This window comes from Deltaproteobacteria bacterium (genome assembly GCA_011773515.1).
Taxonomy (GTDB): domain Bacteria; phylum Desulfobacterota; class Deferrimicrobia; order J040; family J040; genus WVXK01.
In genome coordinates, this window is sequence record WVXK01000057.1 from 15,586 (window position 1) to 38,162 (window position 22,577).

The window sequence follows — 22,577 nt, forward strand, 5'->3', positions numbered from 1 at the left end:
AAGGTTCTGATTGGCACTTCAACGGGGTCAGTTCCCATATCCTCATATTTTATTCGTGGGAGGCGCAAAAACCTGAGAAAATGGGAACTGACCCCCGGAATGGAGGTTTAGGGTTCATTGACCAGCAGGTACCCTTTGACCCGGTATGCGCCTTTAAAGTAGCCATACGGTCCCCGGAGGTCGAATTCGATGGGGGCGCGAAAGTAGTCGTTGCCATGCAGTTGCACGGTATAAAAAGCGGTGCCTACTAGGTCGTCCGGATCCCAGCTGAGCGGGTTATACCAGAGAAAGGCGTCTTGGAAGATTTCGGCGATCCTGTTTCGTATGTCCTTTGTGAGTTGCGCGAGATCTTCTTCGGAAGGGTCACCGAAGTCGAGGGCCCGGACTTTTTCGCCGATAAAATTGTTCAGGATCGAACCGACTTCCCGGTATGCCTCGACAACTTTTTCATTCGGCGTGTAGTCCTGCTCCCACACCACCACGAGGACTCCGAACTGGAATCGCCCTAAAAAGGGGTTGAATTGGTTGAAAATCCTTCCTGTGCCCGCCCGAATGGGGATTGCGTAGCCTTGATCCACGTTTCCCCGGGTTATATTGCCGTGCCCCGGGGACTCTATGGGTAGAACGAATCGGTCATTGTTGATGGTATCCGTGTCGATGACGATACCGTAAACCCAGAGGTATGGTTCGTCGTTACTCAGTTCGTTTTCCTGGAGAACACGGAAAGTCAGCAGATTGACACTGCCGGACACGGACAGTGCAGTCCTCGGAAAAAAGAGCAGCACGACCATGGTGAAGAGAAAAAATTGCTTTTTCACCCCGCATTTCCCCCGGCGATCTGCTATCGCCATACCGGGGTCAGTTCCCATATCCTCATATTTGATACATGAGAGGCCGAAAAAACCTGAGAAAATGGGAACTGACCCCATGGTTGGATTCTAGTCTGCATTGGTGGCCCTTCCGCAGAGTTCGGTGATTTCAGCGAGTTCCTCGGCCAGGTTTGCATCGAGCTGCCCGGGCAAGAGCCGCCACACCCAGTTCCCCTGCGTCGTGGCGGGCGTGTTGAGCCTCGACTCCCCGCCGAGGCCCAGGACGTCCTGCATGGGGACAATGGAAATGTCCGCCACGGACATCATGGCGAGGCGGATGAATTCACGGTGGACCGATTCCTCGGTTACATCCCTGCCCAGATATTCCCGCACCCTTTCCTTCTGCGCTTCCGTCGCCTCTTGCGCGAACCAGCCCCGCACCGTGTTGTTGTCGTGGGTCCCCGTCGTGGACAGGCAGTTTTTCACGTGGTTGTGGGGGAGGTAGGGGCTGTGGGGGAAGTCGTCACCGAAGGCAAAGAGCAGAACGCGCATGCCGGGAAAATCGTAGCGCGCGAGAAGCTCCCGCACGTCCCGGGTGATGGTGCCCAGGTCCTCGGCGATGATGGGAAGATCGGGAAAGTGGCGAAGGAGCGTGTTGAAGAGGTCCTCCCCCGGGCCGTCAACCCAGCGTCCATTCACTGCCGTTTCCTCTCCCGCAGGAACCTCCCAGTAGGCCACCAGGCCCCGGAAGTGGTCGATCCGGACGATGTCAAAGCTCTCCAGCTTGATGCGCATCCTCCTGACCCACCATTCGTATCCGGTATCCCTCATCACCTCCCACCGGTACAGGGGGTTGCCCCAGAGCTGCCCCGTTTCGCTGAAGTAATCGGGGGGGACCCCGGCTTTTGCGGCGGGCCGGCGCTCGAAATCGAGCTTGAAGAGCTCCGGGTTTTTCCAGACGTCGGCGCTGTCGTGGTTGATATAGATGGGGATGTCTCCGACGATCTCGATTTCCCGCTCGTTGAAGTACCGCTTTACCCGCCCCCACTGGTCGAAGAAGAGGAACTGGAGGAACTTCTCCATCTCAATTTTTTCGCCGAACTGGGCAGAAAATCCCGCGAGCGCTTCCGGCTCCCGGTTTGCTATGTCCGGGGGCCACTCGTTCCAGGGGCGACTGCCGAAATGCTTCCTGATGGAGACAAAGAGAGCGAAAACGTCCAGCCAATCGGCGTTTTTCTCCGAGAATTCGTGAAACTCTCTTTCCATCAGGCGTGTCTCCTGAAAGCGGCTCCAGGCTCTCTGAAAGAGCCCGTCTTTGAACGGATACGTGCCCGCATAGTCGACTTTTGCGCTGTTTACCGGTGAGACGGAGCCGATATCGGTTTCATCGAGGAATCCGTCCTGGACCATGACCTCCGGGCTGAGCAGGTATATGTTTCCCGCGAAGGCGGAGAGGCCGCTGTAGGGGGAGCTTCCCCAGGCGGGATTCGGCAGAGTCAGGGGAAGGATCTGCCAGTAGCGCTGTTTCGCCTGGAAGAGGAAATCGGCGAACCGAAGCGCCCCGGGGCCCATGTCACCGATACCGAAGGCCGATGGGAGGGATGAAAGGGGGATCTGTATTCCGCTGCCTCTTTTCATCACGCCTGCCCCCCTCTGGAAATGAGCAGCGCTGCGGGAAAGTGGGAGAGCACGTCCCCGACGTACGGGGCCGTTCCGCCCTCGATGATCCGCCCGGTGATGGCGTCTTCGAAGGTTCGGGGGAACCCATCCGGAAGCAGGAACGATGTATCGCCCCAGACCTCCCGCCCGTGGGGGAGGCTATTTTCCCCTGTAAGGGCCGTGAGAAATCGGGGGGCGACCGTCACCGAGAAGGAGTCGCCGGCGGACCGGGCAAAGGCGACCAGGTGGTCCTCAAAATCACCCGCCGTGTCGAGCCTGGTGTAGCCGCCATCCCTGAAGAGGGCCTCGTTCTCCCTCCTGGCGCGCAGAGCCCGGTAAATGAGGAAGAGCTTTATCCTCCCGTCCTCCATGGAATGGGTCAATTCCTCTATCAGCCCCGAAAGATCGTCCCTTTCCCGGGACCTGATTTCTGCCAGGTAGCCGATCCTCTTCTCGAAGTCGACGGGGCGGCGGTTGTCGGGATCGACGAGATGAAGCTCCCACAGCTCCGAGCCCTGGTAGAAGTCGGGAACGCCGGGCGAAGTGATCTTGATGAGGGTCTGGGAAAGGGAGTTGAACATTCCGCAGTACGCCACCTTTTTCTGGAATTCCGCCATGCGCTCCATAAACCTGCTTTTGTCAGAGGGCGCCAGGACCGCGTCGACGAAGGCGAGGAAGTTTTCCTCATACTCCAAATCGGGTTTCAGCCAGGCCGTGTGAATTTTCGCCTCCCGCACCGCCTTTATGAGGTACTCCTTCAGCCGCATAACGAAGCGGGGATATTCCTCCTCTTCGGAGGGAAGGGCGCCCACGACGGTCTGGTAGAGGAAATACTCATCGTTTTTGTCGGGGACCCTGATATCGCCCGCCCTCTTTTTTTTCCACCGGTTCAGCCTTGCCCACTTTTTAACGGCACCCTCCCACTCCCGGGGGATCTCGGAGAGGACGTTTATCCTGGAGCGCACGTCCTCTCCCCTTTTCGTGTCGTGCGTCGATGTGGCGTTCATGGAGTGAGGCCAGAAAGCCATCCGTTTTTCGAGGAAGCGATGAAAATCGTCTCGCCTGGTGCCGAACGTATCGGGAGCCCCACCCACTTCGTTGAGGGAAAGCAGCCTGTTGTAGACGTACAGGAGCGTGTCCTCGAATCCCTTGGCCATCAGCGGGCCGGTAAACTGCTGAAATCGCATGATAAAGTGAATCCACTCCTCCCTCTCCTCGGCCTGGAGGTGATCTGCCCCCTCGAGGAGTAAAAAGCGCTCTATCAGTTTGAGTTCGTTCAGGTAGGCGGAGTTTCTCGCGATCGCATTTTTCACCGCCAGCTGAACGCGTTTTCGATCCTCTCCGGACAGCGTTCCTGAGTGCAGGTACGTTCGGTACACGGGGAAGAAGGCCATCACCTCCAGGATGGCTCTCTTCAGCCCGTAGAGGGTGATATCGCTGCCGTAGCGGTACCTGCCCGAAACACTCTTTAAGAGGTGGGCAAGGTTGTCCACGTCGCCCGCCATGTGCCTTTCCAGGATGAGCTTTTTCTTCTCGTAGAGGAGCTCGTCGTAAGGCGCGCGCACCCCGGCGAAGCGGGAGTAGATCCGGCTGAACTCGGGCCCGCTCTCCACCCTGCAGAACAGGCCGTTTACCGCGTTGAGGTAATCGTAACCCGTCGTCCCCTCCACCGGCCAGGAGGGGGGGAGGCTCTCGCCCGGCTCCAGGATCTTCTCGACCACCAGGTAGGCATCACCGATGTGGCCCCGGACCTTTTGCAGGTATGCCGCCGGGTCGTACAGTCCGTCGATGTGGTCTATCCTCAGCCCGGATACGGTCCCCTCTCCGGTGAGTTTGAACATAAGGGCATGGGTCCGGTGGAAGACCTTTTCATCCTCCACCCTCACGGAAATCAGGTCGTTTATGTTGAAGAAGCGCCGGTAATTTATCTCTTCCGTGGCGACTTTCCAGAAGGAGAGGCGGAAGTGCTGCTCGGACAGGAGCCGGTCCAGGGGGGTGAAGCTTTCCGGCTTCCCCTTTTCCCCGGCGTAGGCGCGAAGGAGCCCGTCGATATGCTCCCTGATCCTGCCGCTTCGGGAGTAGAGGCTCCAGAGACCCTCCTTGATGGAGACGGCCTCCTCGTCGACCACCTCCTTTCCCGGGTCTGCCGCCACCGAGCGCATGAGCTCCGCCAGCTCGAGATACTCGCTCCAGGCTCCGTCATCCCCATCCGGGTTCTCTCCGGGAGGGTGGGGATTCCGTGAGAAGACGTGGGCGTACGACTCGATGCGCAGGGGAAAAGCGTGGTCGTGGTAGCGGATGGAGAGACCCGACTCGCCGAAAGCCAGGAGGATCTCCCCGTCTTCCAGACACTCGCTGTAGAACCTCCCCAGGAAAGGGGCGAGGATCCTCCCCCTGATGCTCTGGTACGGGTGGTCCCAGACAACGTCGAAGCAGTCCGCGTATCGCGACCGCTTGCCCTTCTCCAGCAGGTCGGCGAGCATCGGGTTTTCGCCGTGGAAGGCCATGTGGTTGGGGATGAAATCCTGAAGCCACGAAAGCCCGTTTCTCTTCACCCAGCCGACCAGTTCGGCAAAATCCCCCGGGTCTCCCAGTTCCGGGTTTACCCGGTTCTGATCCACCACGTCGTACCCGTGGGTGCTCCCCTTCCCGGCCCTGAAGATGGGTGAGGCGTAGAGATGGGAGATCCCGAGAGAACCCAGGTAGGGAACGATCCTGCGGGCATCCCCGAAGGTGAAGGAGGGGGAAAACTGGATCCGGTAGGTTGCAGCGGGAACGTGCATCACTCGACTCTCACGCCGAAGTGCCGCCCCAGGGAGCGAAAGTGCTCGACCCATTCGGCGGCGGCCTCATCACCGGAATCGCTTCCAGCAGCCATCTTCTTGAAGATGCGCTTTCCGATGGAGAAGTATATGTTCTGCGATTCCCATAGGTCCAGTTCGAGCTCGAGGCCGCCCAAAATTTCCAGGATTTCGTCGAGCTTCCCCAGGTGGGCCGTGTCCTGCGGACTCTGGAGCAGCTCCTCCATGAGCGCGTGTATCCTCCTGTTGGTCACGAAGGAGAGGATGGTCTTGTCGAGCTCGAAATTCCAGCGCTTCACCTCGTCCACGAGCTTCCGCAGGCGATCGGCATCGATCTCTGCGCTTTCGATTACCCTGCGGAGGTCCAGGTTGAGTATGTATTCCACGGGGGTGGATAGCGCCTTGGGGACGGGGATGTGCAGATCCTTCATCACCTGCAGAATGGGGTAGCGGAACTCGTAGATCTGGCGGAACGATACCTCCACGTCCTCGAGTGTCGACGCCAGGAGCAGGTCGAGGACCTTCTGCTGTTCGTCCTTGAAGAGGTGCCAGAGGGAGTAGTGCTCGGCGCCGAAGTGCTTCTCGATCAGCCGGAGAAGGGCCGGCACATCGCTTCTTGAAAACGCCTCCCGGATCTCCCGCTGCATGTAGGCGAAGGCCTCGTCGCCGGGCGACGGGTTCACCCCTCCGAAGAGATTGTGGTCCCCCAGGTGCACCACGGCGAAGCTGAACATGGCCTCCTCCCAGGTGATCTCGGAAAATACCCGGGACTTCCCCATGACGAGCTTCATTCTCCCCGCCTCCTGGAAATCGTAGGCCTCGCTGCGGTTGCGGAAGCAGCAGATCCGCAAATCCTCGGGATAGTCCTCGAAAACGGAGGAGACGGCGTAGTGGGCCCCCACGCGGATGAGATCCGCGACGGCGGGCTTCACGAGAGACTCCACCACGTTCGCCCCATCCTTGAACTTCGGGATGTTGCTCGGCGCGCGCTCGAGGATTTCCAGGAACGAGGGCTGGTGGTCGGCACCGCTCACCTCTTTTGCCAGCTGAAGCGCCCTGAAGGCGTACTGCAGGACCTGAACCGCCTCGGTGCCGGAGATGTCATCGAAGAACCACCCGCAGCTCGTGTACATGAGCATGGCGTGCCGCTGCATCTCCAGGATCTTCAAAAGGTGCACCCTGTCTTCCCGGGATACGGCTCCCTTGAGGTGGCCTGCAAAGAAGCGCTCCACGTTTTCTTCAGATCGGTCGTTGATCACCTCTATGTAGGCATCCCGCGCGGCCCAGGGGTCTTTCAAAAGGCGCTCGGCTTTCCCCTCGTAGAGGGGAACCAGGGTGTCCCGGAGCCAGTCGAAGGCCTCCCGGAGAGGCCCCCGCCATTGCTGGTTCCAGCCGGGGTGCATCCCCGAGCTGCACCCGCAGTCGCTTATCCACCTCTTGATCCCGTGAGCGCAGCTCCAGGAGGTGTTTTCATGGATCTCCACTTCGTGGGCGGGAGGATGCTTCTCGAGGAACTCCCCGAAAATGGTGATGTTGGCAAGCCCGCTGGTCGCAATGTGATAGAGGCAATATGCCAGGGCCATGTCCCCGTAGCGCTGGTGGTGACCGTAGGTCTCTCCGTCGGCGGCGATGTGGACGATCTGGGGAGAATCGTTCCCTGCCACGAAGGCGCCCCCCAGCCTCCCCGCAAAATGCTCCCCGCTCGAGAGCAGGTCGCCGAAGGCAACATCCCGGGATATGGGGCCGTCGTAGAAGAAGAGGGTCATCGATTTACCCGAAGGGAGGCTGCAGCGGTAGGGAAGCTTCGGGTCGATGCGTGAGCCATCCACGTCGACCCATTTCTTCTCGTCAAGCTTCCGTACCCGCCGGGCCTGGTGGGGTGCCAGGATGGAAAAGGTTATTCCCTCCCCGGCCATTATGTCCAGTGTCTCGAGATCGACGGCCGTCTCCGGAAGCCACATCCCCTCGGGCTTCCTCCCGAAGCGGTGCGTGAAATCCCGTATCCCCCAGCGGACCTGCGTCCTCTTGTCCCGGGTGCTGGCGAGGGGCATGATCATGTGGTTGTAGGGCTGTGCGATGGCGGACCCGTGCCCGGAAAACGTCCTGCGGCTCGTGCGGTCGGCCTCGAGGATAGCATCGTAGACATCTGGCTTTTTTTCCTCCATCCAGGAGAGGAGGGTGGGGCCGAAATTGAAGCTTATCTTCGAAAAGTTGTTGGCGATGTCGACGATTCTTTTCTCGCCGTCCAGGATTCGGGAAGCCGTGTTGGGTGCGTAGCACTCGTCCGTTATCCTCTCGTTCCAGTCGTGGTAGGGATACGCGGCATCCTGTATCTCCACCTCCTCGAGCCACGGGTTCTCCCGCGGGGGCTGGTAAAAGTGACCGTGGATGCACACGAAGCGCTTCATGTCTTCACTCCTTTCCCGTAGAGGGCGAAGCAAAGCGGCGGGACGACGACTTCCCGGCTTCCCCCCAACCGTTCGGGGAGCATAGACCCGGGTCCCAGCCACCGCTCATTAGATGAGTCGATCAGCCTGTACAATTCAGCGCCGTTCGCAGAAACCGTCACCCTTTCGTCGCTTCCGCCGAAGTTCATGACCGCTATCGCCTCCGTGCCTTCGTACCACCTGCGCATGGTGATGATCTTTTTCCCCTCCGGGGCGTTTACGTCGAGGCTCCTGTTATCGAGGTTCGAGAGCACCGGCAGCAGCTGCCTGAGGGATATGAGCTCCCGGTAGAAGGAGAGGAGCACGCCGTGCCTGCCATCCAATCTCTTTTCCCACTTCAGCTTGGAGGCGGAAAATGTCTGCGGGTCCTGGGGATCCGGCGGCTTTCCCTTCCAGAGGAAGGCCTGGAAATCCTTTTTTCTTCCTCTTCTCACCGCATCGGCAAGGTCCGGGTCAAGATGGCTGGTGAAGTAGAGAAAGGGGGACTCTTCCCCGTACTCCTCCCCCATGAAAAGGAGCGGGATGTAGGGAGAGAGGATCACGCAGCCGGCGGCGAGCTTGAGACCCTCGAAGGATGCGAGGGTGCTGAGCCGCTCCCCGAGCATCCGGTTTCCCACCTGGTCGTGATTTTGCGAAAACACGATGAACTGCCGGGCCGGCCTGTCGGCCGACGAGCTCCCGAAGTGCCTGCGCCGGTAAGGCGAATAGTTCCAGGAGTAGACGAAGCCCTCCCGGTAGGCCTTTTCGAGATGATCGATGCTTCCGAAATCGAGGTAGTATCCCGTCCTTTCCCCGGTGAGCAAAGTATGGACTGTGTGGTGGAAATCGTCCAGCCACTGGGCATCGATCCCGTATCCCCCCTCATCGGCCGGCCGGATCACGCGAGCGTCGTTCAGATCGCTCTCTGCTATCAGGTAGAATTTCCTGCCCCTTTCTTTCGAAAAGGCCTTCACCCTTTCGGCCAGCTCCTTGAGAAATGGCTTTGCGCTCGTGTCCAGGATGCCGTGGATCGCGTCGAGCCTGAGTGCGTCGATGTGGTAGAGGTCGAACCAGTGGAGGGCGTTTTCGATAAAGTAGCTCCGCACGCCGTCTGCGTGGGGACCGTCGAAGTTTATCGCCTCCCCCCAGGGGGTTTTGTACTTCCCGGCAAAGTAGGGGGCAAACAGGCCCAGGTAGTTGCCCTCGGGGCCGAGATGGTTGTAGATCACGTCGAGTATGACGGCGATGCCGTTTTCGTGGCAGGCGTTAACGAGCCTCTTGAGCCCGTCGGGCCCGCCGTAGGAGTTCTGGACCGAATAGGGGTAGGCGACGTCGTACCCCCAGTTCCGCTTCCCCGGGAACTGGCCGACGGGCATGATCTCGAGGGCGTTTACCCCGAGATCGCAAAGAGCGGCGAGCCGCGGAATCACGGAATCAAAGGTTCCCTCTTCGGTGAACGTACCCGTGTGCAGCTCGTACATGATCATCTGCTCGAGGGGAACCCCCCTCCAGTCTCCGTCCTGCCAGGAGAAGCTATCGTGGTCCACCACCTCGGATGGCCCGTGAACTCCCCCCGGCTGGAAATGGGATGCCGGGTCGGGGCGCTCCGCTGACCCGTTTATCACGTAATAGTAGCGCGAACCCGGAGGTACGTCGCCAAGGACAGCGCGGAAGTAGCCGTCCTCTCCCTTCTCCATCTGCACCCGCCGGTCGCCGGGAGACACGAGTCTTACGTGAGCGCTCTCAAGGAGAGGCCCCCAGAGCACGAAGGAACACCTGCCATCTCCGAGATACCGTGCACCGACCATCATGGAACTTCCTCCCCTTTACCTGTCACCTGCCCTCTCACGCCCCGTGTGGGCACGCTGTTTCGCGCTGATGGTGCTCCTGTCAATAGTATAAAGAGCCCGATCGACTCACCGGGATAGAAGGGTTCCTTCTTCCCTCCAAAAAAGGTTGGCAGTGCGGAAAAGCCAGTTTTTCTCTAAATATTTATACAATAAGTATAAGAAAGCCCGGCTGAAAGATCAAGAAAGCGCGCTGGTTCCGGTCGGATTGTCCCATTCGGAGATCCGCATTCCGAATTACCAATCCACGATGGAAAAAGCCACCAATCATTGGATTGGTGGCTCCATCCTATCCGAAGATCCGCCCGTTTCTCTCTTCAATGAATCACGTAAAAGAAATTGGAGAGCTCGGGGTCTGCTATGGTTTTTAAGCTACTTTTCCTTCGATTTCATTTTTTCGGCCAGTTTCCACGTTCCCGTTCCTCTCGCGCACGATTGGAACGTTCCTTTTACTATCGGTTTGGCCTTCGTGAGGGTTTTGCTCTTACCTCCGCCTGTGATGCCCTCGTACTTTCCAGTACCGCCTATATAGGTAAACGTGCTCTCATCGTTGATTTTGGTGTACTCATAGTCCCTGGTTCCCTCAGAATCCATGAATTTGCAATAACCGTTTGAGGTTTTTTCCCCACCCAGGATCTTGAGTACGCCGACACAATGCATGGTTGCAGCGCCGGCAAAATCTTCTCCTTTATTGTCCCAACTGATGCCTTTCATATCGAAGCTGAAGGTTTTCACACCTTTCTCTAGAGAAACCGGCGTGAGTGTCGCAGACCCGCATGCGAACCTGTCGAATTGTACCTCTTCGGCTTTTACAATGTGCACAGCAAAAAACAAGACAAGAGAGAATGATACCAGGACGAACAGAATGCATGATTTTCTCATGATCTCCCTCCCCCCCTTTGAACGCAAAAAGGTTCACGGCGAAAAAAAACTTCCCTCTCAACACCCCCTTTCCGTGGGTATTTCCCGACCCGTGCGTTTTGCGCAGGTGAGGTTCATGATGTGAATTGAAAGGGCCCGCTCCTGGGAAATAAGCGCAGACTCAGCCACTCGTTTTTCTACAAAAAAGTTTAAACGGGAGCCAATGGGGAACTATATCTTTCTGCGCGCCGATGTCATTCGTGAAGGATGAAGTTGACCCGCATGTCTACCCGGTACTCTTTGATCTGTCCCTCTTTGACGACTACCTTCTGCTCTTCCACCCATGCCCCGGTGATTCCTTCGAGTGTCTTTGCTGCCCGGGCCAGGCCGGTCTTGATCGCGTCATCGAAGCTTTTGGTTGATGATGAGGTGATCTCGACAATTTTTGCGACAGCCATGGTAATCTCCTTTCTTTCTCGTTTCTCGTATCAAGAAGATTAACTGCTGCAAAAATTCTGTGTCTGGGAATTGACTGCTAAAAGTCTTCACTTAGATTATATGAGAATTCGGCAATACATTGCAATTATTATATCGGGTTCGTTCGGTCACAATATTTGATCTTCAGGGATAGAAGCTCCCGGAAAGCGAATAACCATAACGTCGCAAATTACGCTGACCGGCAATGCTGATCCATGGTAAGATTAACACTGATTACTGATACGATGAGGTTCCCATAGAACATTCCGCTTGCAAGCCGTGTAACAAATAGCTTTACATAGCAGTAGAATTGTCTGGTTGACATTTTACAGGCTGTAAAATAAAATATCAGGAAAAACTTCGGGAGTTGACATGAGTGAAAACGGAACAGACATCGGGAAAGACAGACGCAAAGCCTTGGCCGAATCGGAAGCCGGGAGCCGCGGTGGGAAGAAGGGTATCTTTCTGGCCGTTCTCGTTGCAAGCCTTGTCATGGCGGGGGCAGGTTTTTACATGGCAAAGCCCAGGAAGCCCGCGACGGTGAGCAAGGAGAGCGCGGCTGCGGCGGGGGCAGAGGTGATATCGATCCCCCTGGCCGAGATAAGCGCTGCGGCGAAGTTCTACGAGGCCAAGGTGGGTGGAGTTTCCGTGCGCTTTTTCATCATGACCGGCAGCGATGGCGTGGTCAGGAGCGCTCTCGACGCCTGTGACACCTGCGCCCACACGTTGAAGGGCTACCGGCAGGAGGGGGACAACATGGTGTGCAACAACTGCGACCAGAAGTTTCCCTCGTCGAAGATCAACCTTGTCCGGGGAGGGTGCAACCCGATTCCCCTGGACAACACGCTGGATGGAGATCACCTGAAGATCAGGGTTGCGGATATACAGAGCGCAGTTCGCTATTTCAACTTCAGGAGATAGGGCCCTGATGGGGATCGCCGGCATTTCACTGAAAAATCTCTTCAGGAGAAAGGTCAAGTCTTTCTTCGTCCTTTTCGTCGTCTTCATCATATCGGGGTCCATCGTGGCGTTCACCTCCGTCTCCACCTCCCTGGAAAAGGACATAGCCGACAAGCTCGACCGGTTCGGGGCAAATATCCTCGTGGTTCCCGAGGTCGATGCGCTGACGATTCGATACGGCGACATGGTGCTCGGATCTACCAGCGTGTCGGGCGAATCGATCAGCTACGCCGACAGGGAGAAGATCCTGTCGATCCCCCTGAAGGAGAGAATAGCGTCGCTGCTCCCCGTCTACTATGCATCCGCAAAAACCGACGGAAGGGAGATCACCTTCATGGGGACCGATCTCATGGAGCTGGCAAAGATGAAGCCCTGGTGGTCTTTCCGACCCGATGAGGGGGGCGGGAAAGCGGTGTGGCTCGGCTCCGAAGTGTCTCGGATACTGGGAAAGAAAGCCGGGGACCGGGTGTCGGTACAGGGTGCCCCGGTAAACGTTGGCGGCGTGATTCCCCCGACGGGGGACAAAGAGGACTACATGATCGTCGCCGGAATCCGTGATCTCTGGAGGTGGAGCGGCACGGAGAACAGGGTCTCGGCGTTTGAGGTGAGCGCCCTCTGCAAGGACTGTCCCGTGGAGGATATCGTCTCACAGATATCCGGCGCCCTGCCGGGTGCCAGGGTGACATCGATCAGAAGGGTGGTCGAAACCAGGGAGAACACGGTGAATCAGCTCAAGAAGTTTGCCCTCGCGGTGGCGGTGATCATCGCCATAATCGGCGCGATGGTCATATCGGTCTCCATTTCGGCGTCGGTTGCGGAGAGGACCAAGGAGATCGGGATCATGAGGGCGATAGGATTCAGGAGATCCTGGATCCTGAACATCGTGCTGCTGGAAGCGGGAATTTTGAGCTTTCTCGGTGCCCTTCTCGGGTCCCTCAGCGGGGTTTTCAGCGTCTACTTCATCGCCCCCGCCTTTGACCTGGAGAGAGTGGTCATTCCGCAAGTGGCGGTGATGATCGCCGTGGGCGCGGGGATACTCATGGGGCTGTCGGCATCCTTTCGGCCCGCGATCAAGGCCTCACGGCTCGACCCCGTCGAGGCGTTTCGGAACGAATAGGAGAAACTATGGAAAACCATTTGATATCTGCGGATAACGTTGGCCTCGTCCTGGGAAGCGGAGACGGCAGGGCAGAGATCCTCAAGGGTATCTCCCTGACCGTCGGAAAGGGGGAGTTCCTCTCCATCATGGGCCCCTCGGGTGCGGGAAAGAGCTCTCTCATGAACATTATAGGCGGTTTGCAGACCCCCACTTCGGGACGGGTCTTCGTGGATAATTTCGATATATACGCCCTGGATACCGAGAAGAGGGCCGATTTCAGGCGGTTGTACCTTGGATTCGTGTTTCAGTCGTTCCACCTCTTTCCCTACCTGACGGTGATGGAAAACATCATGCTTCCGATGGTCAAGGATGACCTGTCCCGGAAGGACAAGGAGGAGATCGGCGTCTCCCTGCTCGGCAAGGTTGGCCTGTTGGGCAAGGAGCGAAGGTTTCCATCGCAGCTGTCAGGGGGGGAGGCACAGCGGGTGGCTGTCGCCCGGGCCCTGTTCAACAATCCGCTCATCATCCTCGCCGATGAACCCACGGGGAATCTCGATACGAAAAACGGGATGGCCATTCTCGATCTGTTCTCCCACGTAAACGAGGATGGCAAGACGATCATCATGATCACCCACTCCCGGGAATATGCCCAGCGGGCACACAGGGTCGTGGAGATGTGTGACGGCTCGCTGGGGGGAAGCCTGCTCATCCCCGCCAACGCCTCACCCCTCGTCTGACCATATTTTCCACCCACATAATACCTTACGCGATATACCGGGTCCGCCCTGTCCCCCGCCGCCCCCTGTCGACGGGACGATTCTCAGGATAAAGCCACTCCTTTCCCCGCCTCCCAGGCAGTGCGCAAAAAAAACCTTGACAAACATTTTCAGAAATATTAGTATAGTCAGCAAATTCAGAATTATCAGTATAATTGTCGGTCGTGAGCACTTCTCTTTGGTCGGGAGGTAATAAAATGACGCGGAAAGAAAAATCGGATCCGGGGGTTTCTGCCTGTGCGCCGAGCTGCTGCAGGGTGGAGTCCCTCGTCACTGTCGACGAGCGCGGCCAGATGGTTCTTCCGAAGGAAATCCGGGACAAGGCCAACATCAAGCCGGGAGACAAGCTGGCGGTGATCAGCTGGGAGAAAAATGGGGAGATATCCTGCATATCCCTGATAAGAGCGGAGGAATTCGCCGGCATGGTAAGAGAGCTCCTCGGTCCGATGATGGGAGAGGTACTGGGCAACGAGACGGTGAAGAATGAATAAGGAGGAAAAGATGAGAGAAGAAGAGGTAAAAAAAATCATCAGGGAAAAGTACGGAAAAATAGCCAATCAGAGCAGCTCGTGCTGTGAACAGGTTTCCCGTTGTGGGTCGAGCGGGGATGCAGCCCGGGATATCGGGAAAGAGATCGGGTACTCCGAGGAAGAGCTCAATGCGGCCCCCGCGGGTGCAAACCTGGGTCTTGGATGCGGCAATCCCGTGGCGCTGGCCTCCCTTCGGGAAGGGGAGGTCGTACTCGACCTTGGCTCCGGTGCCGGATTCGATTCCTTTCTCGCCGCGAGTGCCGTCGGCCCCGCGGGGAAGGTCATCGGTGTGGATATGACCCGGGAGATGGTGGAGAAGGCCGCGGCAAATGCAAGGAGGGGTAATGTTGCAAACGTCGAGTTTCGGGTCGGGGATATCGAGGATCTCCCCATTTCTGACTCATCGGTCGATGCGGTCATCTCGAACTGCGTCATCAACCTCGTGCCCGACAAGGGCAGGGTTTTCCGGGAGGCCTTCAGGGTTCTGAAACCGGGCGGCAGGCTCATGATCTCCGACATCGTTTTGCTCTCCCGGCTTCCCGATGCCGTGAGTGAGTCGATCGAAGCATATGTGGGCTGCATTTCCGGGGCCTTGTTGAAGGACGAATACCTGCACGCTATCAGGGGGGCGGGTTTTGTGCAGGTGGAAATAGTTCAAGAGCGCGCGTTTCCCGCTCAGTGGTCGTCAAACGATCCCATCGCGGAGGGGATCCTGGAAAGTTTGAAGGTGACGAAAGAGAGCCTGGCAGATGTTCTGGATTCGGTCCTCAGCATAAGCGTTTTCGGAGTCAAACCGTAAGGGGGGAGAGGCAGTGACGGAAAAAAATTTGGAGTTCGATGTCCTGTATGGCTTTTATCAGCCAAAAATCACCCGCTATCTGGCAAAGCTGGTCAATGCCCGCGAGGCCGAGGACCTGACCCAGGAGGTCTTCGTGCGGGTCAGCAGGGGGTTTTCCGATTTCCGGGGGGAGTCGAAGCTCTCCACGTGGATTTACCGCATCGCCACGAACGTTGCCATGGACAGGCTGCGGAGCCCGGCGGAAAGGCAGGAGGCATCGAAAAAATCGGTCTCGGAAGCAGGGAAAGCCTTCGAGGACAAAGATGTGTGGACAGGCGAGAAGAAGCCTTCCATCGACCGGCAGCTTATCCGCGAGGAGATGAGCGAGTGTGTGCACGAGTTCATTGACAGGCTTCCCGAGAATTACCGCGCCGTCGTTCTCCTGGCCGACGTGGAGGGTTTCAGGAACCAGGAGATCGCCGAAATTCTGGGGATCAGCCTCGACACCGTCAAGATCAGGCTTCACCGCGGGCGGGAAAAGCTGAAAAAGGAGCTCGAGTCCGGCTGCAGCTTTGACCGCGACGAGCAGAATGTCCTGGTGTGCGACAGAAAGAGCCCTGCCGACGAATCAAGCTGATGTGATCACGAAAATCGAGAAAGGGTGTATCTCATTTCCTCCCGCGCCCGTCTATAAGGGCAAAAGGGAGGTGAGAGAGATGAGCGGGTTAGAGGGTTTTCTGGAATCCTACTGGTGGATAATTCCCCTTGCGTTGATGCTTCTTTGCCTCCTCAGCGTGAGGCGGCGGGGCAGGGCGCTGTGCTGTTTCGGTTCCCACACGTTCAGCGGACACCACATTGGCCCTTCCGACTCGCCCGGGGAGATACTCGACAAGCGATATGCCCTCGGAGATATCGGCAGGGAGGAATACGAGGAGAAGAAACGGGATATCACGCAAAAAAGCGGGTAAGTTCTGTCCATTTCTGCGCTCCGCCGGCGCGCGGCATGGGGGGAAGGATACCCGGATAAGAGGAGAAAAAGGCGATGTCCATGCAAAAGAAAATGTCGGAATACATGAAAGGCGGCATGAGCGAAGAGAAGATGAAGATGATGCTCGAGATGATGGAGCGGTTTTTTCCGCAGGCGCAGGCTGCGGGAGAGGCAAAAGAGAAGACCCCGGACGACAGGAAAGATCAGGAGGCGGGGTGCTGCCTCGACAGGGAGAAGGTGATGGACCTCTGTTCTCAGATGATGGGGCAGTTTTTTTCTAAAAGCCCGGAAACAGGCGGGGATGAGGAAAAAAGAGGGAGCGCTGAGAAACCAGAGGATTCGAGCTGCTGTCCCGGTACGGGCGACGCTTCCGATCGCTGAGCATGGGAAAAGAGGGAGCGTTTCTGCCGAGATAAGGGGGTTCTCCCTGATCATTTTGGCTGCCAGACCCTCTTCTCATCGATGATGTGAACCAGATCCCATCCCTCTTCCTGGAAGTGGTGACCGATGAAACGCCGGTGGCACCGCCACGGAAGTTTCTCGGCGCAAACGATGGCGCAGGGATCTCTCGAGGCGATGCGCTCCAGCGTTTCCAGTCCTTCCCTGCCTTCCCCGGTTTCAAGGTACGCGGGGAAGCCCTCGTTCCGGAAGCCCCCGAGAAGGTCCCCGAGATACCGGTAGGCGATGCCCGCTTTTTTTAGTGACGGCTCCAGGTTTTCCCGCCTGAAGTGGCCAAACCTGCTCGTGGGAAATCTCCTCACGTCAACAACGGTTTTCACGCCGTTCTCCATCAGGATGTGGAGAAACTCGGGCAGGGAGCGGTTGCTCGTGCCGATCGTATAAATCCTTTTTTCCGGGCCTGTTTTCACCGTTTTGCCCCCCTCTCTTTGCGGCCGTTGACATCCAGCCCCGCGGGACAGGCGCTTTCACCCATCCTGATGAACGTATTGTAACCCGAAAACCTGCTACAATTGTGTCAGGCGGGTATGTACGATGAAGGTGCAGCGCTACCCAAAGCGCGTCATCAGGCGCTACGTACTGATCCAGGTGCCCGGGATCGTCCTTCTAATGCTAGCCCTCTACCTCCTTCGCCGCTGGGTCCAGATCCCGCTGTGGGTGGCAGGTGCAGTCGTGGTGCTCTGGGTCGTGAAGGACATAGTCCTTTTTCCCTTCGTGTGGCGTGCCTACGACAAGTACGACAGGGGCGATGCGGACGCCATGGTCGGCCAGCGGGGCACGGCTGAGGAGACGCTATCCCCGACCGGTTACGTGCTGGTCCGGGGAGAGCGCTGGCGGGCGGAAGTCGCCGAGGGCCATGGGTCGGTTGCAAAGGGTGAAGGCGTGCGCATCAGGGGTCTGCGCGGCATGACCCTCCTGGTTGAAGCCGAACGGGACGAAGGGGGATGAGAGCCGCCGGCGAGGCGCCCCCGTCTGCCGTCCCGGGGGTCGTCCCCCCGGTCCTATCGTTTCCTGTACAGGAACCTGTCGATGGCGAGGAGAATATCGTGGGTGTAATCCTCCACGTAGAGGAACAGGTACACCAGGACCCCGAAGAATACCGGAATCAGCAATAAAAGCCAGTCGCTCCCCAGCATGTCCGCCAGCCAGATGGACAGCAGGGTGAGAAGGAACAGGATGACCCAGAAGAGAACTTTTACGATGAATTCCATGGCCCGGTACATTGTCTTGCCCCTCACCTTCATCCTACCATATCGGCCGGGCGGGTTTTACGGTGAGGGACGTTATCAATAGCCGGGCAAATGTGCTACCATATCCGGGTCATGACGAAATTTCGCGATTCCGAGTGGGCAAATCCCGAATTCAGCAGGGAGTACCGGGACAAGGCCGACGTCTACGTGATCGAGCGCAGAAGGCTCTTCGAGGTCCTGAAGTCTTTCTACCGGCACTTCAATGCCGGCGGGGAAAAAAGAAGGGTTCTCGACCTGGGATGCGGCGACGGGATCGTAACGCGTGAGCTCATCGAGGTTGACGGCGGGATAGAGGCGACCCTGGTCGACGGCTCGGAGGATATGCTCGAGCACGCCAGGCGAAACCTTGCAGACTCAAGAAGCCTGCGTTACGTCCTGGCGAGCTTTCAGGAAATAATCGCGGGGGATGTCGACCTCGGCAGCTTTAATTTCATCGTTTCCTCCCTTGCGATCCATCACCTCACGCTCCTTGAAAAGGGGGAGCTTTTCAGGAAGGTCCACTCCCTTCTCATCCCGGGCGGCTATTTTTTGAACATCGACCTGGTGCGCGCCGGGGAAGATGAGCTCGAAGCGTGGTACATGGGCCTCTGGAGAGAGTGGATAGAGGAGCGCAAGCGCTCCCTGGGCCTTAAAGAGGATATCTTCGGAGATATTCTCAGGCGTTACAGGGAGAACGAGGACAACAGGCCCGACACCCTCGGTGACCAGCTCGCCATGCTCACCGATGCCGGGTTCATCCAGGTCGATTGCTACTACAAGTACGGCATCTTCACGATTTTCGGCGGGAAGAGACCCTGATCGCCGTTATTCACGCCTATCACAGGTGCCTCTTTTTCCGGGATAAAAGAACCATGATCAGCAGGATGAGCGTGACGTCGAAGAGGGTGAGGAACCCTCTCGTGGCCGGATAGACCCCCTGGACGACCTCCATGAGCAGCGGCGCAGAAAAGGCGTCTCTTGCCGAAAGGGCGCAGAGGGAGAAAGGAATAGAGGTCAGGAAACAGAGCGTATATTTCCCCGGGGGCATTTTTACCATCGCTTTTTTATCCCTTTATCAGTTTACCATTTATCTCTCTTCAGGTAACCGGCCGCGTGGGGCACGGCGTTTGGAGGTCAACCCCGGGCTCCACGGCCACGCGGACAAAAAGGCTTTCTTCGCCCGATGCCCGAACAGGCTGTTTTATACCGCTTGGTAGCGAATTTCTCCGATTCCTTACGAAGAGCTACCCGCCCAGCAAACGGACGTCGACGAAGGAGCCGCTCTCGACCTCCACCGGCAGGCGGTCTATTACTCCGATGAGCCTCTTGGCTGCCTTTCCGGGCGGAAGGAGGTCGGGCGTTCCCCGCTTGCTCTTCAGGCGGTCGATGGTGGGGTGGGTGCCGTCGCTTGGCAGGGAGAGCACCTGCTGCAGCATGGGGGTATCCACGAGCCCGGGGGCCACGGCGCAAAAGTGGGTGTCGGGAAATTCCCGGGAGTAGAGCCGGATGAGCATGTTCAGTGCCGCCTTTGAAAGGGAGTAGGCGTTCCACCCCCTGGCCCCGCTTACGGATGCGCCCGTCGATATGGCAACGATCTGGGATACGGGGGGCTGCCGGGTGAGCAGGTAATCGATGATCGGCTTGTTCGCCCAGGTGTTCAATTCCATGACCTCCCGGATGAGGTCAAGGTCCGTGTCTTTGATGTCGCCGAACTTTCCCAGGGTCCCGGCGTTCAAAACGGCGATTCCGGGAGGGTGGTGGCCACTGAAGAGCCGATCCAGGGCCGGCGGAATCAGGTGGTGCTTTGCCAGGTCGACGGAGACGAAGTGGAAACCCTCCCTGCCCATCAGATCCTCTGGCTTTCGGCGGCTTATCCCGTACACCCTGTGCCCTGATGACAGGTACGTTTCCGCAACGGCATGGCCGATGCCGGAACTTACCCCGGTGATGAAAATCGCCTTTTTTGGAGGAGTTTTCTTGTCCCCGTCACGCATCGATCAACCCCCTTCCGGGATCCCTCCCGTGATGGATCGGTATATATGCTTAGATGGCGGGCGAACGGGGGATGTATCACCCGGGGGGTGAATTTTCTGCCCCGCGGCCTGCACCTTCGTTCAACAAGCTGGCCCGTGAAATAGTATAATCGAGAAAGAACACCTGTAAAAAACTCACAGGGCGAACGGGAGGCCCCTTTTTGAGCCGGCCGGCTCAGGGGTTTCCCCGAAGAACGTTCGAGGTCTGATTACATCCAGGGGGTGGTACCCATGAAAAAAATAGTCGGCGCGATAGCGGTCATCGGATTGCTCCTCTCGAGCATGTTCCTCCATTCCGTTATGGGCGGTAGCCGTGCGGAAAAGGAAGCACCGGCAGCGATGGAACACAAGGGGGAGATGGAGGAGCACCCCGGCAAAATGGGGTTTCTCCATCATGCGATGGAAGAGCTGGAAGAGCATACGGAAAAAGTATTCCACGCCATCATTCACGGGAAGTTCACAGAGCTGGGGGAACCTGCCCGGGCGGTAGCAGGAGTCGCCGTGAGCCTCAAGGGCACGAAGCCGCACAATAAACTAGAAAGCATCGAAACCTACGAAGGCTTCATCGGGGCCCTCGTCGATGTGAGCGCCAAATTCGAACGTACCGTCAACGAGGGAGACCCGGTGGGGATCACCCGCAGCTTCGGGAAAGTCATCGAGGTCTGCGTCGCGTGCCACGCAAACTTCAGGAACTGATGAGCTCCCGGTCTCTTTCCCCGTGAAACGGGGTGGCGGAACGGTTCTGGACGTTCCGGGCGGATACTGCCCGGGATGATCGCCCGCTTTTTCCCTGCCCCTGACACTCTTTCCTTTGTGATACCCTGTGGAGAAGTGGGTATTTCGTGAGAATGCCGCGGAGAGATGCGCAATGGCCGCCCAGGATATCCTCGCGCTGATCATCGTTTCCTTTCTCTCCTCCACCCTGACGGCGATCATCGGCATGGGTGGGGGGACCCTTCTCATCTCTTTCATGCCTCTTTTTCTGCCCCCCGCGGCACTGGTGCCCGTCCACGGCGTCGTCCAGCTGGCAAGCAATGCGAGCCGGGCTCTCTTCGGCTTCCGGGACATCGCCTGGCACGTTTTCATGCCCTTTGCCGCCGGTGCTTTGGTGGGGATGGCCGCCGGTTCGCGCTTTGTGGTGCGGCTGCCTTCCCGCTACATCCTCCTCGCCCTCGCCTGCTTCATACTGCTCGTTACCTGGCTCCCGCGGACCTGGTTTGACAGGCCCCTTCCGGGGAAGTTTCTCACCCTGGGGGTCGCTCAGGGTTTTCTCACGCTCATTGTCGGGGCCACGGGGCCGCTGAACCCGCCCTTTCTCCTCCGCGAGGGGCTGAAGAGGGACACCATCGTCGTCACACAGGCCGTGATGATGACGGCGCTCCATGCAATGAAGGTCGTTACCTTCGGGCTCCTGGGTTTTCTCTTCAATCCGTATATCGTCCTGATGGGGGGGATGGTCGTAGCCGTCAGTCTCGGATCTTACGCCGGAACGCGACTGCGGGAAAGGCTACCGGAGGAGTTTTTCAGGAAGCTGTTCAAAGCGGTCATAACCCTTCTCGCCCTGAGGATGATCCTGAGCGTGCTGATGGCGTAAGGGGCCCGCGGGAGGCCCGGGGTGGGCGGCAGGGCCGGACGCCGGGTGCTCTCTAGATTATCGTCCTTTTCTGGTACTTTTCGTATATGCTTTCGAAGTCACCCGCTACACTGATGAATGTCTCGAGCAGAAAAGGGTCGAAGTGCTCCGGCTTCGAGTTCGCGTTCCCCTCGGTTATCATCGTTACGGCTCTTTTATGGTCGACGGGGGGCTTGTACGGCCGCTTGCTCCGTATGGCGTCGTACCGGTCGCAGATAAAAACGATCCTCCCCTCCAGGGGGATTGCATTGCCCTTCAGTTGCTGGGGGTACCCCGACCCGTCCCATTTCTCGTGGTGGGTCAGGGCGATCGACGCCGCCATCTGCATTCCCGGATAAAATGAGCCGGCGAGCATTTTTTCCCCGATAGAGGTGTGGGTGGTGATAATTTCGAACTCTTCCTGGGTGAGGTTTCCCGGTTTCAGGAGCACGCTGTCGGGAATGCCTACCTTGCCGATATCGTGCAGCGTGCTGGCAAACTTGATCGTCCGTATGAAATCCGCCGGCATATCGATCTTTTCGGCAATCTTCTCCGAGTATAACCCTATCCTCTGGATGTGGGCTCCCGTGTCGGTGTCCCGGTACTCGGAGACGGTTGCCAGGCGCTGCATCATCTCCCGGCTCGTGTTTCTCAGCGTTCCCAGGGCCTGTTTGAGCTTCTCCGTCTTATCCCGCACCGTTTCCTCGAGATGAATTTTATAGTTTTTTTCAGTCAGGATGAGCTTGTGATAATTTACCGCTTTTTCGACTGAGTGGAGGATGTGTTTGTTCTCGTGGGGCTTCAGGATGAAATCGAACGCCTTCAGCTTGATTGCGTCAACGGCCGCGTAGAAGTCGGCGAAGGCGGTCATGAGAATAACGGGGATTTCGGGGTTGAAGCCCCGGATCCTGTCGAGAAGTTCGAGGCCGGATGTTTCGGGCATCCTGATATCGGCCATAACGGCGTCGAAACTGTTCTCCTTCAGCTGCTCGATGGCCTCCCCTGCGCTCATCGCCACGAAGGGCATGTAGCCGTTCTTCTTCAGCAGTATGGAGATGGTCTGCAGAAGGTTCGGCTCATCATCGACGATCAGTATGGTTCCCCGGTTTTCCGTGTTCATCGGCACGACATCCGTTTGTCCGCAAAGTCGACGGTGTCATCGACGTTTCGTTCCAATCGCTCATGTATGACACTTCCGTCATATTCTCTTACCCTTATCGGAATTTTTTCGCA

General features: G+C 57.7%; 24 protein-coding genes. 12 read left to right on the plus strand and 12 right to left on the minus strand.

The window, feature by feature from the left end:
• Nucleotides 1-107: 107 nt before the first annotated feature.
• The 7 genes from GTN70_05940 to GTN70_05970 all read right to left on the minus strand — a co-directional run bounded on the left by GTN70_05940 (nucleotide 108) and on the right by GTN70_05970 (nucleotide 10,861).
• A complete protein-coding gene (locus GTN70_05940; protein NIO16524.1) occupies nucleotides 108-818 on the minus strand; it encodes a hypothetical protein in 711 nt (236 codons plus the stop codon).
• Between the two features lie 120 nt (nucleotides 819-938).
• Nucleotides 939-2,450, minus strand: a complete 1,512-nt coding sequence (gene malQ, locus GTN70_05945) for a 4-alpha-glucanotransferase (protein NIO16525.1) — start codon at nucleotides 2,448-2,450, stop codon at nucleotides 939-941.
• Nucleotides 2,447-5,251: a malto-oligosyltrehalose synthase gene (treY, locus tag GTN70_05950; GenBank protein NIO16526.1), complete on the minus strand. Its 2,805-nt coding sequence runs from the start codon at nucleotides 5,249-5,251 to the stop codon at nucleotides 2,447-2,449. The genes malQ and treY overlap by 4 nt, the downstream gene beginning before the upstream one ends.
• Nucleotides 5,251-7,677, minus strand: a complete 2,427-nt coding sequence (locus GTN70_05955; protein NIO16527.1) for a DUF3536 domain-containing protein — start codon at nucleotides 7,675-7,677, stop codon at nucleotides 5,251-5,253. The genes treY and GTN70_05955 overlap by 1 nt, the downstream gene beginning before the upstream one ends.
• Nucleotides 7,674-9,506 carry a malto-oligosyltrehalose trehalohydrolase gene (gene treZ, locus GTN70_05960; protein NIO16528.1) on the minus strand — a complete coding sequence of 611 codons (1,833 nt, stop codon included), beginning with the start codon at nucleotides 9,504-9,506 and terminating at the stop codon, nucleotides 7,674-7,676. Before treZ ends, GTN70_05955 begins: the two co-directional genes overlap by 4 nt.
• 408 nt (nucleotides 9,507-9,914) lie before the next feature.
• Nucleotides 9,915-10,424, minus strand: coding sequence for a hypothetical protein (locus GTN70_05965; GenBank protein ID NIO16529.1), 510 nt, complete (start codon nucleotides 10,422-10,424; stop codon nucleotides 9,915-9,917).
• A gap of 233 nt (nucleotides 10,425-10,657) precedes the next feature.
• Entirely contained in the window at nucleotides 10,658-10,861 is a 204-nt protein-coding gene (locus tag GTN70_05970; GenBank protein NIO16530.1) for a dodecin domain-containing protein, read from the minus strand.
• A gap of 391 nt (nucleotides 10,862-11,252) precedes the next feature.
• Between GTN70_05970 and GTN70_05975 the strand changes: the two genes are divergently transcribed.
• The 8 genes from GTN70_05975 (at nucleotide 11,253) to GTN70_06010 (ending at nucleotide 16,392) form a co-directional block, all read left to right on the plus strand.
• On the plus strand, nucleotides 11,253-11,801 hold the full coding sequence (locus GTN70_05975; GenBank protein NIO16531.1) for a DUF2318 domain-containing protein: 549 nt from the start codon (nucleotides 11,253-11,255) through the stop codon (nucleotides 11,799-11,801).
• A 7-nt stretch (nucleotides 11,802-11,808) separates the two neighbouring features.
• Entirely contained in the window at nucleotides 11,809-12,957 is a 1,149-nt protein-coding gene (locus GTN70_05980; protein NIO16532.1) for an FtsX-like permease family protein, read from the plus strand.
• 8 nt (nucleotides 12,958-12,965) lie between these two features.
• Entirely contained in the window at nucleotides 12,966-13,676 is a 711-nt protein-coding gene (locus GTN70_05985; protein NIO16533.1) for an ATP-binding cassette domain-containing protein, read from the plus strand.
• 236 nt (nucleotides 13,677-13,912) lie between these two features.
• Complete coding sequence (locus tag GTN70_05990) at nucleotides 13,913-14,206, plus strand: AbrB/MazE/SpoVT family DNA-binding domain-containing protein (protein ID NIO16534.1); 294 nt, start codon at nucleotides 13,913-13,915, stop codon at nucleotides 14,204-14,206.
• 10 nt (nucleotides 14,207-14,216) lie between these two features.
• A complete protein-coding gene (arsM, locus tag GTN70_05995) occupies nucleotides 14,217-15,044 on the plus strand; it encodes an arsenite methyltransferase (protein NIO16535.1) in 828 nt (275 codons plus the stop codon).
• Nucleotides 15,045-15,057: 13 nt separating this feature from the next.
• A complete protein-coding gene (locus tag GTN70_06000; protein NIO16536.1) occupies nucleotides 15,058-15,660 on the plus strand; it encodes a sigma-70 family RNA polymerase sigma factor in 603 nt (200 codons plus the stop codon).
• A 79-nt stretch (nucleotides 15,661-15,739) separates the two neighbouring features.
• Nucleotides 15,740-15,991, plus strand: a complete 252-nt coding sequence (locus tag GTN70_06005; protein NIO16537.1) for an SHOCT domain-containing protein — start codon at nucleotides 15,740-15,742, stop codon at nucleotides 15,989-15,991.
• Between the two features lie 80 nt (nucleotides 15,992-16,071).
• On the plus strand, nucleotides 16,072-16,392 hold the full coding sequence (locus GTN70_06010; protein NIO16538.1) for a hypothetical protein: 321 nt from the start codon (nucleotides 16,072-16,074) through the stop codon (nucleotides 16,390-16,392).
• Nucleotides 16,393-16,442: 50 nt separating this feature from the next.
• On the opposite strand, the gene GTN70_06015 is transcribed toward GTN70_06010, so the two are convergent.
• Nucleotides 16,443-16,802, minus strand: a complete 360-nt coding sequence (locus GTN70_06015) for a DUF488 family protein (GenBank protein ID NIO16539.1) — start codon at nucleotides 16,800-16,802, stop codon at nucleotides 16,443-16,445.
• Between the two features lie 277 nt (nucleotides 16,803-17,079).
• On the opposite strand from GTN70_06015, the gene GTN70_06020 reads away from it, so the two are divergent.
• On the plus strand, nucleotides 17,080-17,418 hold the full coding sequence (locus GTN70_06020; GenBank protein NIO16540.1) for a hypothetical protein: 339 nt from the start codon (nucleotides 17,080-17,082) through the stop codon (nucleotides 17,416-17,418).
• Between the two features lie 53 nt (nucleotides 17,419-17,471).
• On the opposite strand, the gene GTN70_06025 is transcribed toward GTN70_06020, so the two are convergent.
• A complete protein-coding gene (locus GTN70_06025) occupies nucleotides 17,472-17,708 on the minus strand; it encodes a hypothetical protein (protein NIO16541.1) in 237 nt (78 codons plus the stop codon).
• A gap of 84 nt (nucleotides 17,709-17,792) precedes the next feature.
• On the opposite strand from GTN70_06025, the gene GTN70_06030 reads away from it, so the two are divergent.
• Complete coding sequence (locus GTN70_06030) at nucleotides 17,793-18,518, plus strand: methyltransferase domain-containing protein (GenBank protein ID NIO16542.1); 726 nt, start codon at nucleotides 17,793-17,795, stop codon at nucleotides 18,516-18,518.
• A 19-nt stretch (nucleotides 18,519-18,537) separates the two neighbouring features.
• Here GTN70_06030 and GTN70_06035 read toward each other — a convergent pair whose 3' ends face one another.
• Both GTN70_06035 and GTN70_06040 read right to left on the minus strand, forming a co-directional pair.
• Nucleotides 18,538-18,756, minus strand: a complete 219-nt coding sequence (locus GTN70_06035; GenBank protein NIO16543.1) for a hypothetical protein — start codon at nucleotides 18,754-18,756, stop codon at nucleotides 18,538-18,540.
• Nucleotides 18,757-18,943: 187 nt separating this feature from the next.
• A complete protein-coding gene (locus GTN70_06040) occupies nucleotides 18,944-19,693 on the minus strand; it encodes an SDR family NAD(P)-dependent oxidoreductase (GenBank protein NIO16544.1) in 750 nt (249 codons plus the stop codon).
• A gap of 270 nt (nucleotides 19,694-19,963) precedes the next feature.
• On the opposite strand from GTN70_06040, the gene GTN70_06045 reads away from it, so the two are divergent.
• Both GTN70_06045 and GTN70_06050 read left to right on the plus strand, forming a co-directional pair.
• Entirely contained in the window at nucleotides 19,964-20,428 is a 465-nt protein-coding gene (locus GTN70_06045; protein NIO16545.1) for a hypothetical protein, read from the plus strand.
• A gap of 172 nt (nucleotides 20,429-20,600) precedes the next feature.
• Nucleotides 20,601-21,326, plus strand: a complete 726-nt coding sequence (locus GTN70_06050; GenBank protein NIO16546.1) for a TSUP family transporter — start codon at nucleotides 20,601-20,603, stop codon at nucleotides 21,324-21,326.
• A 52-nt stretch (nucleotides 21,327-21,378) separates the two neighbouring features.
• Here the strand turns inward: GTN70_06050 and GTN70_06055 are convergent, their stop codons facing one another.
• On the minus strand, nucleotides 21,379-22,464 hold the full coding sequence (locus GTN70_06055; protein ID NIO16547.1) for a response regulator: 1,086 nt from the start codon (nucleotides 22,462-22,464) through the stop codon (nucleotides 21,379-21,381).
• Nucleotides 22,465-22,577 lie beyond the last annotated feature (113 nt).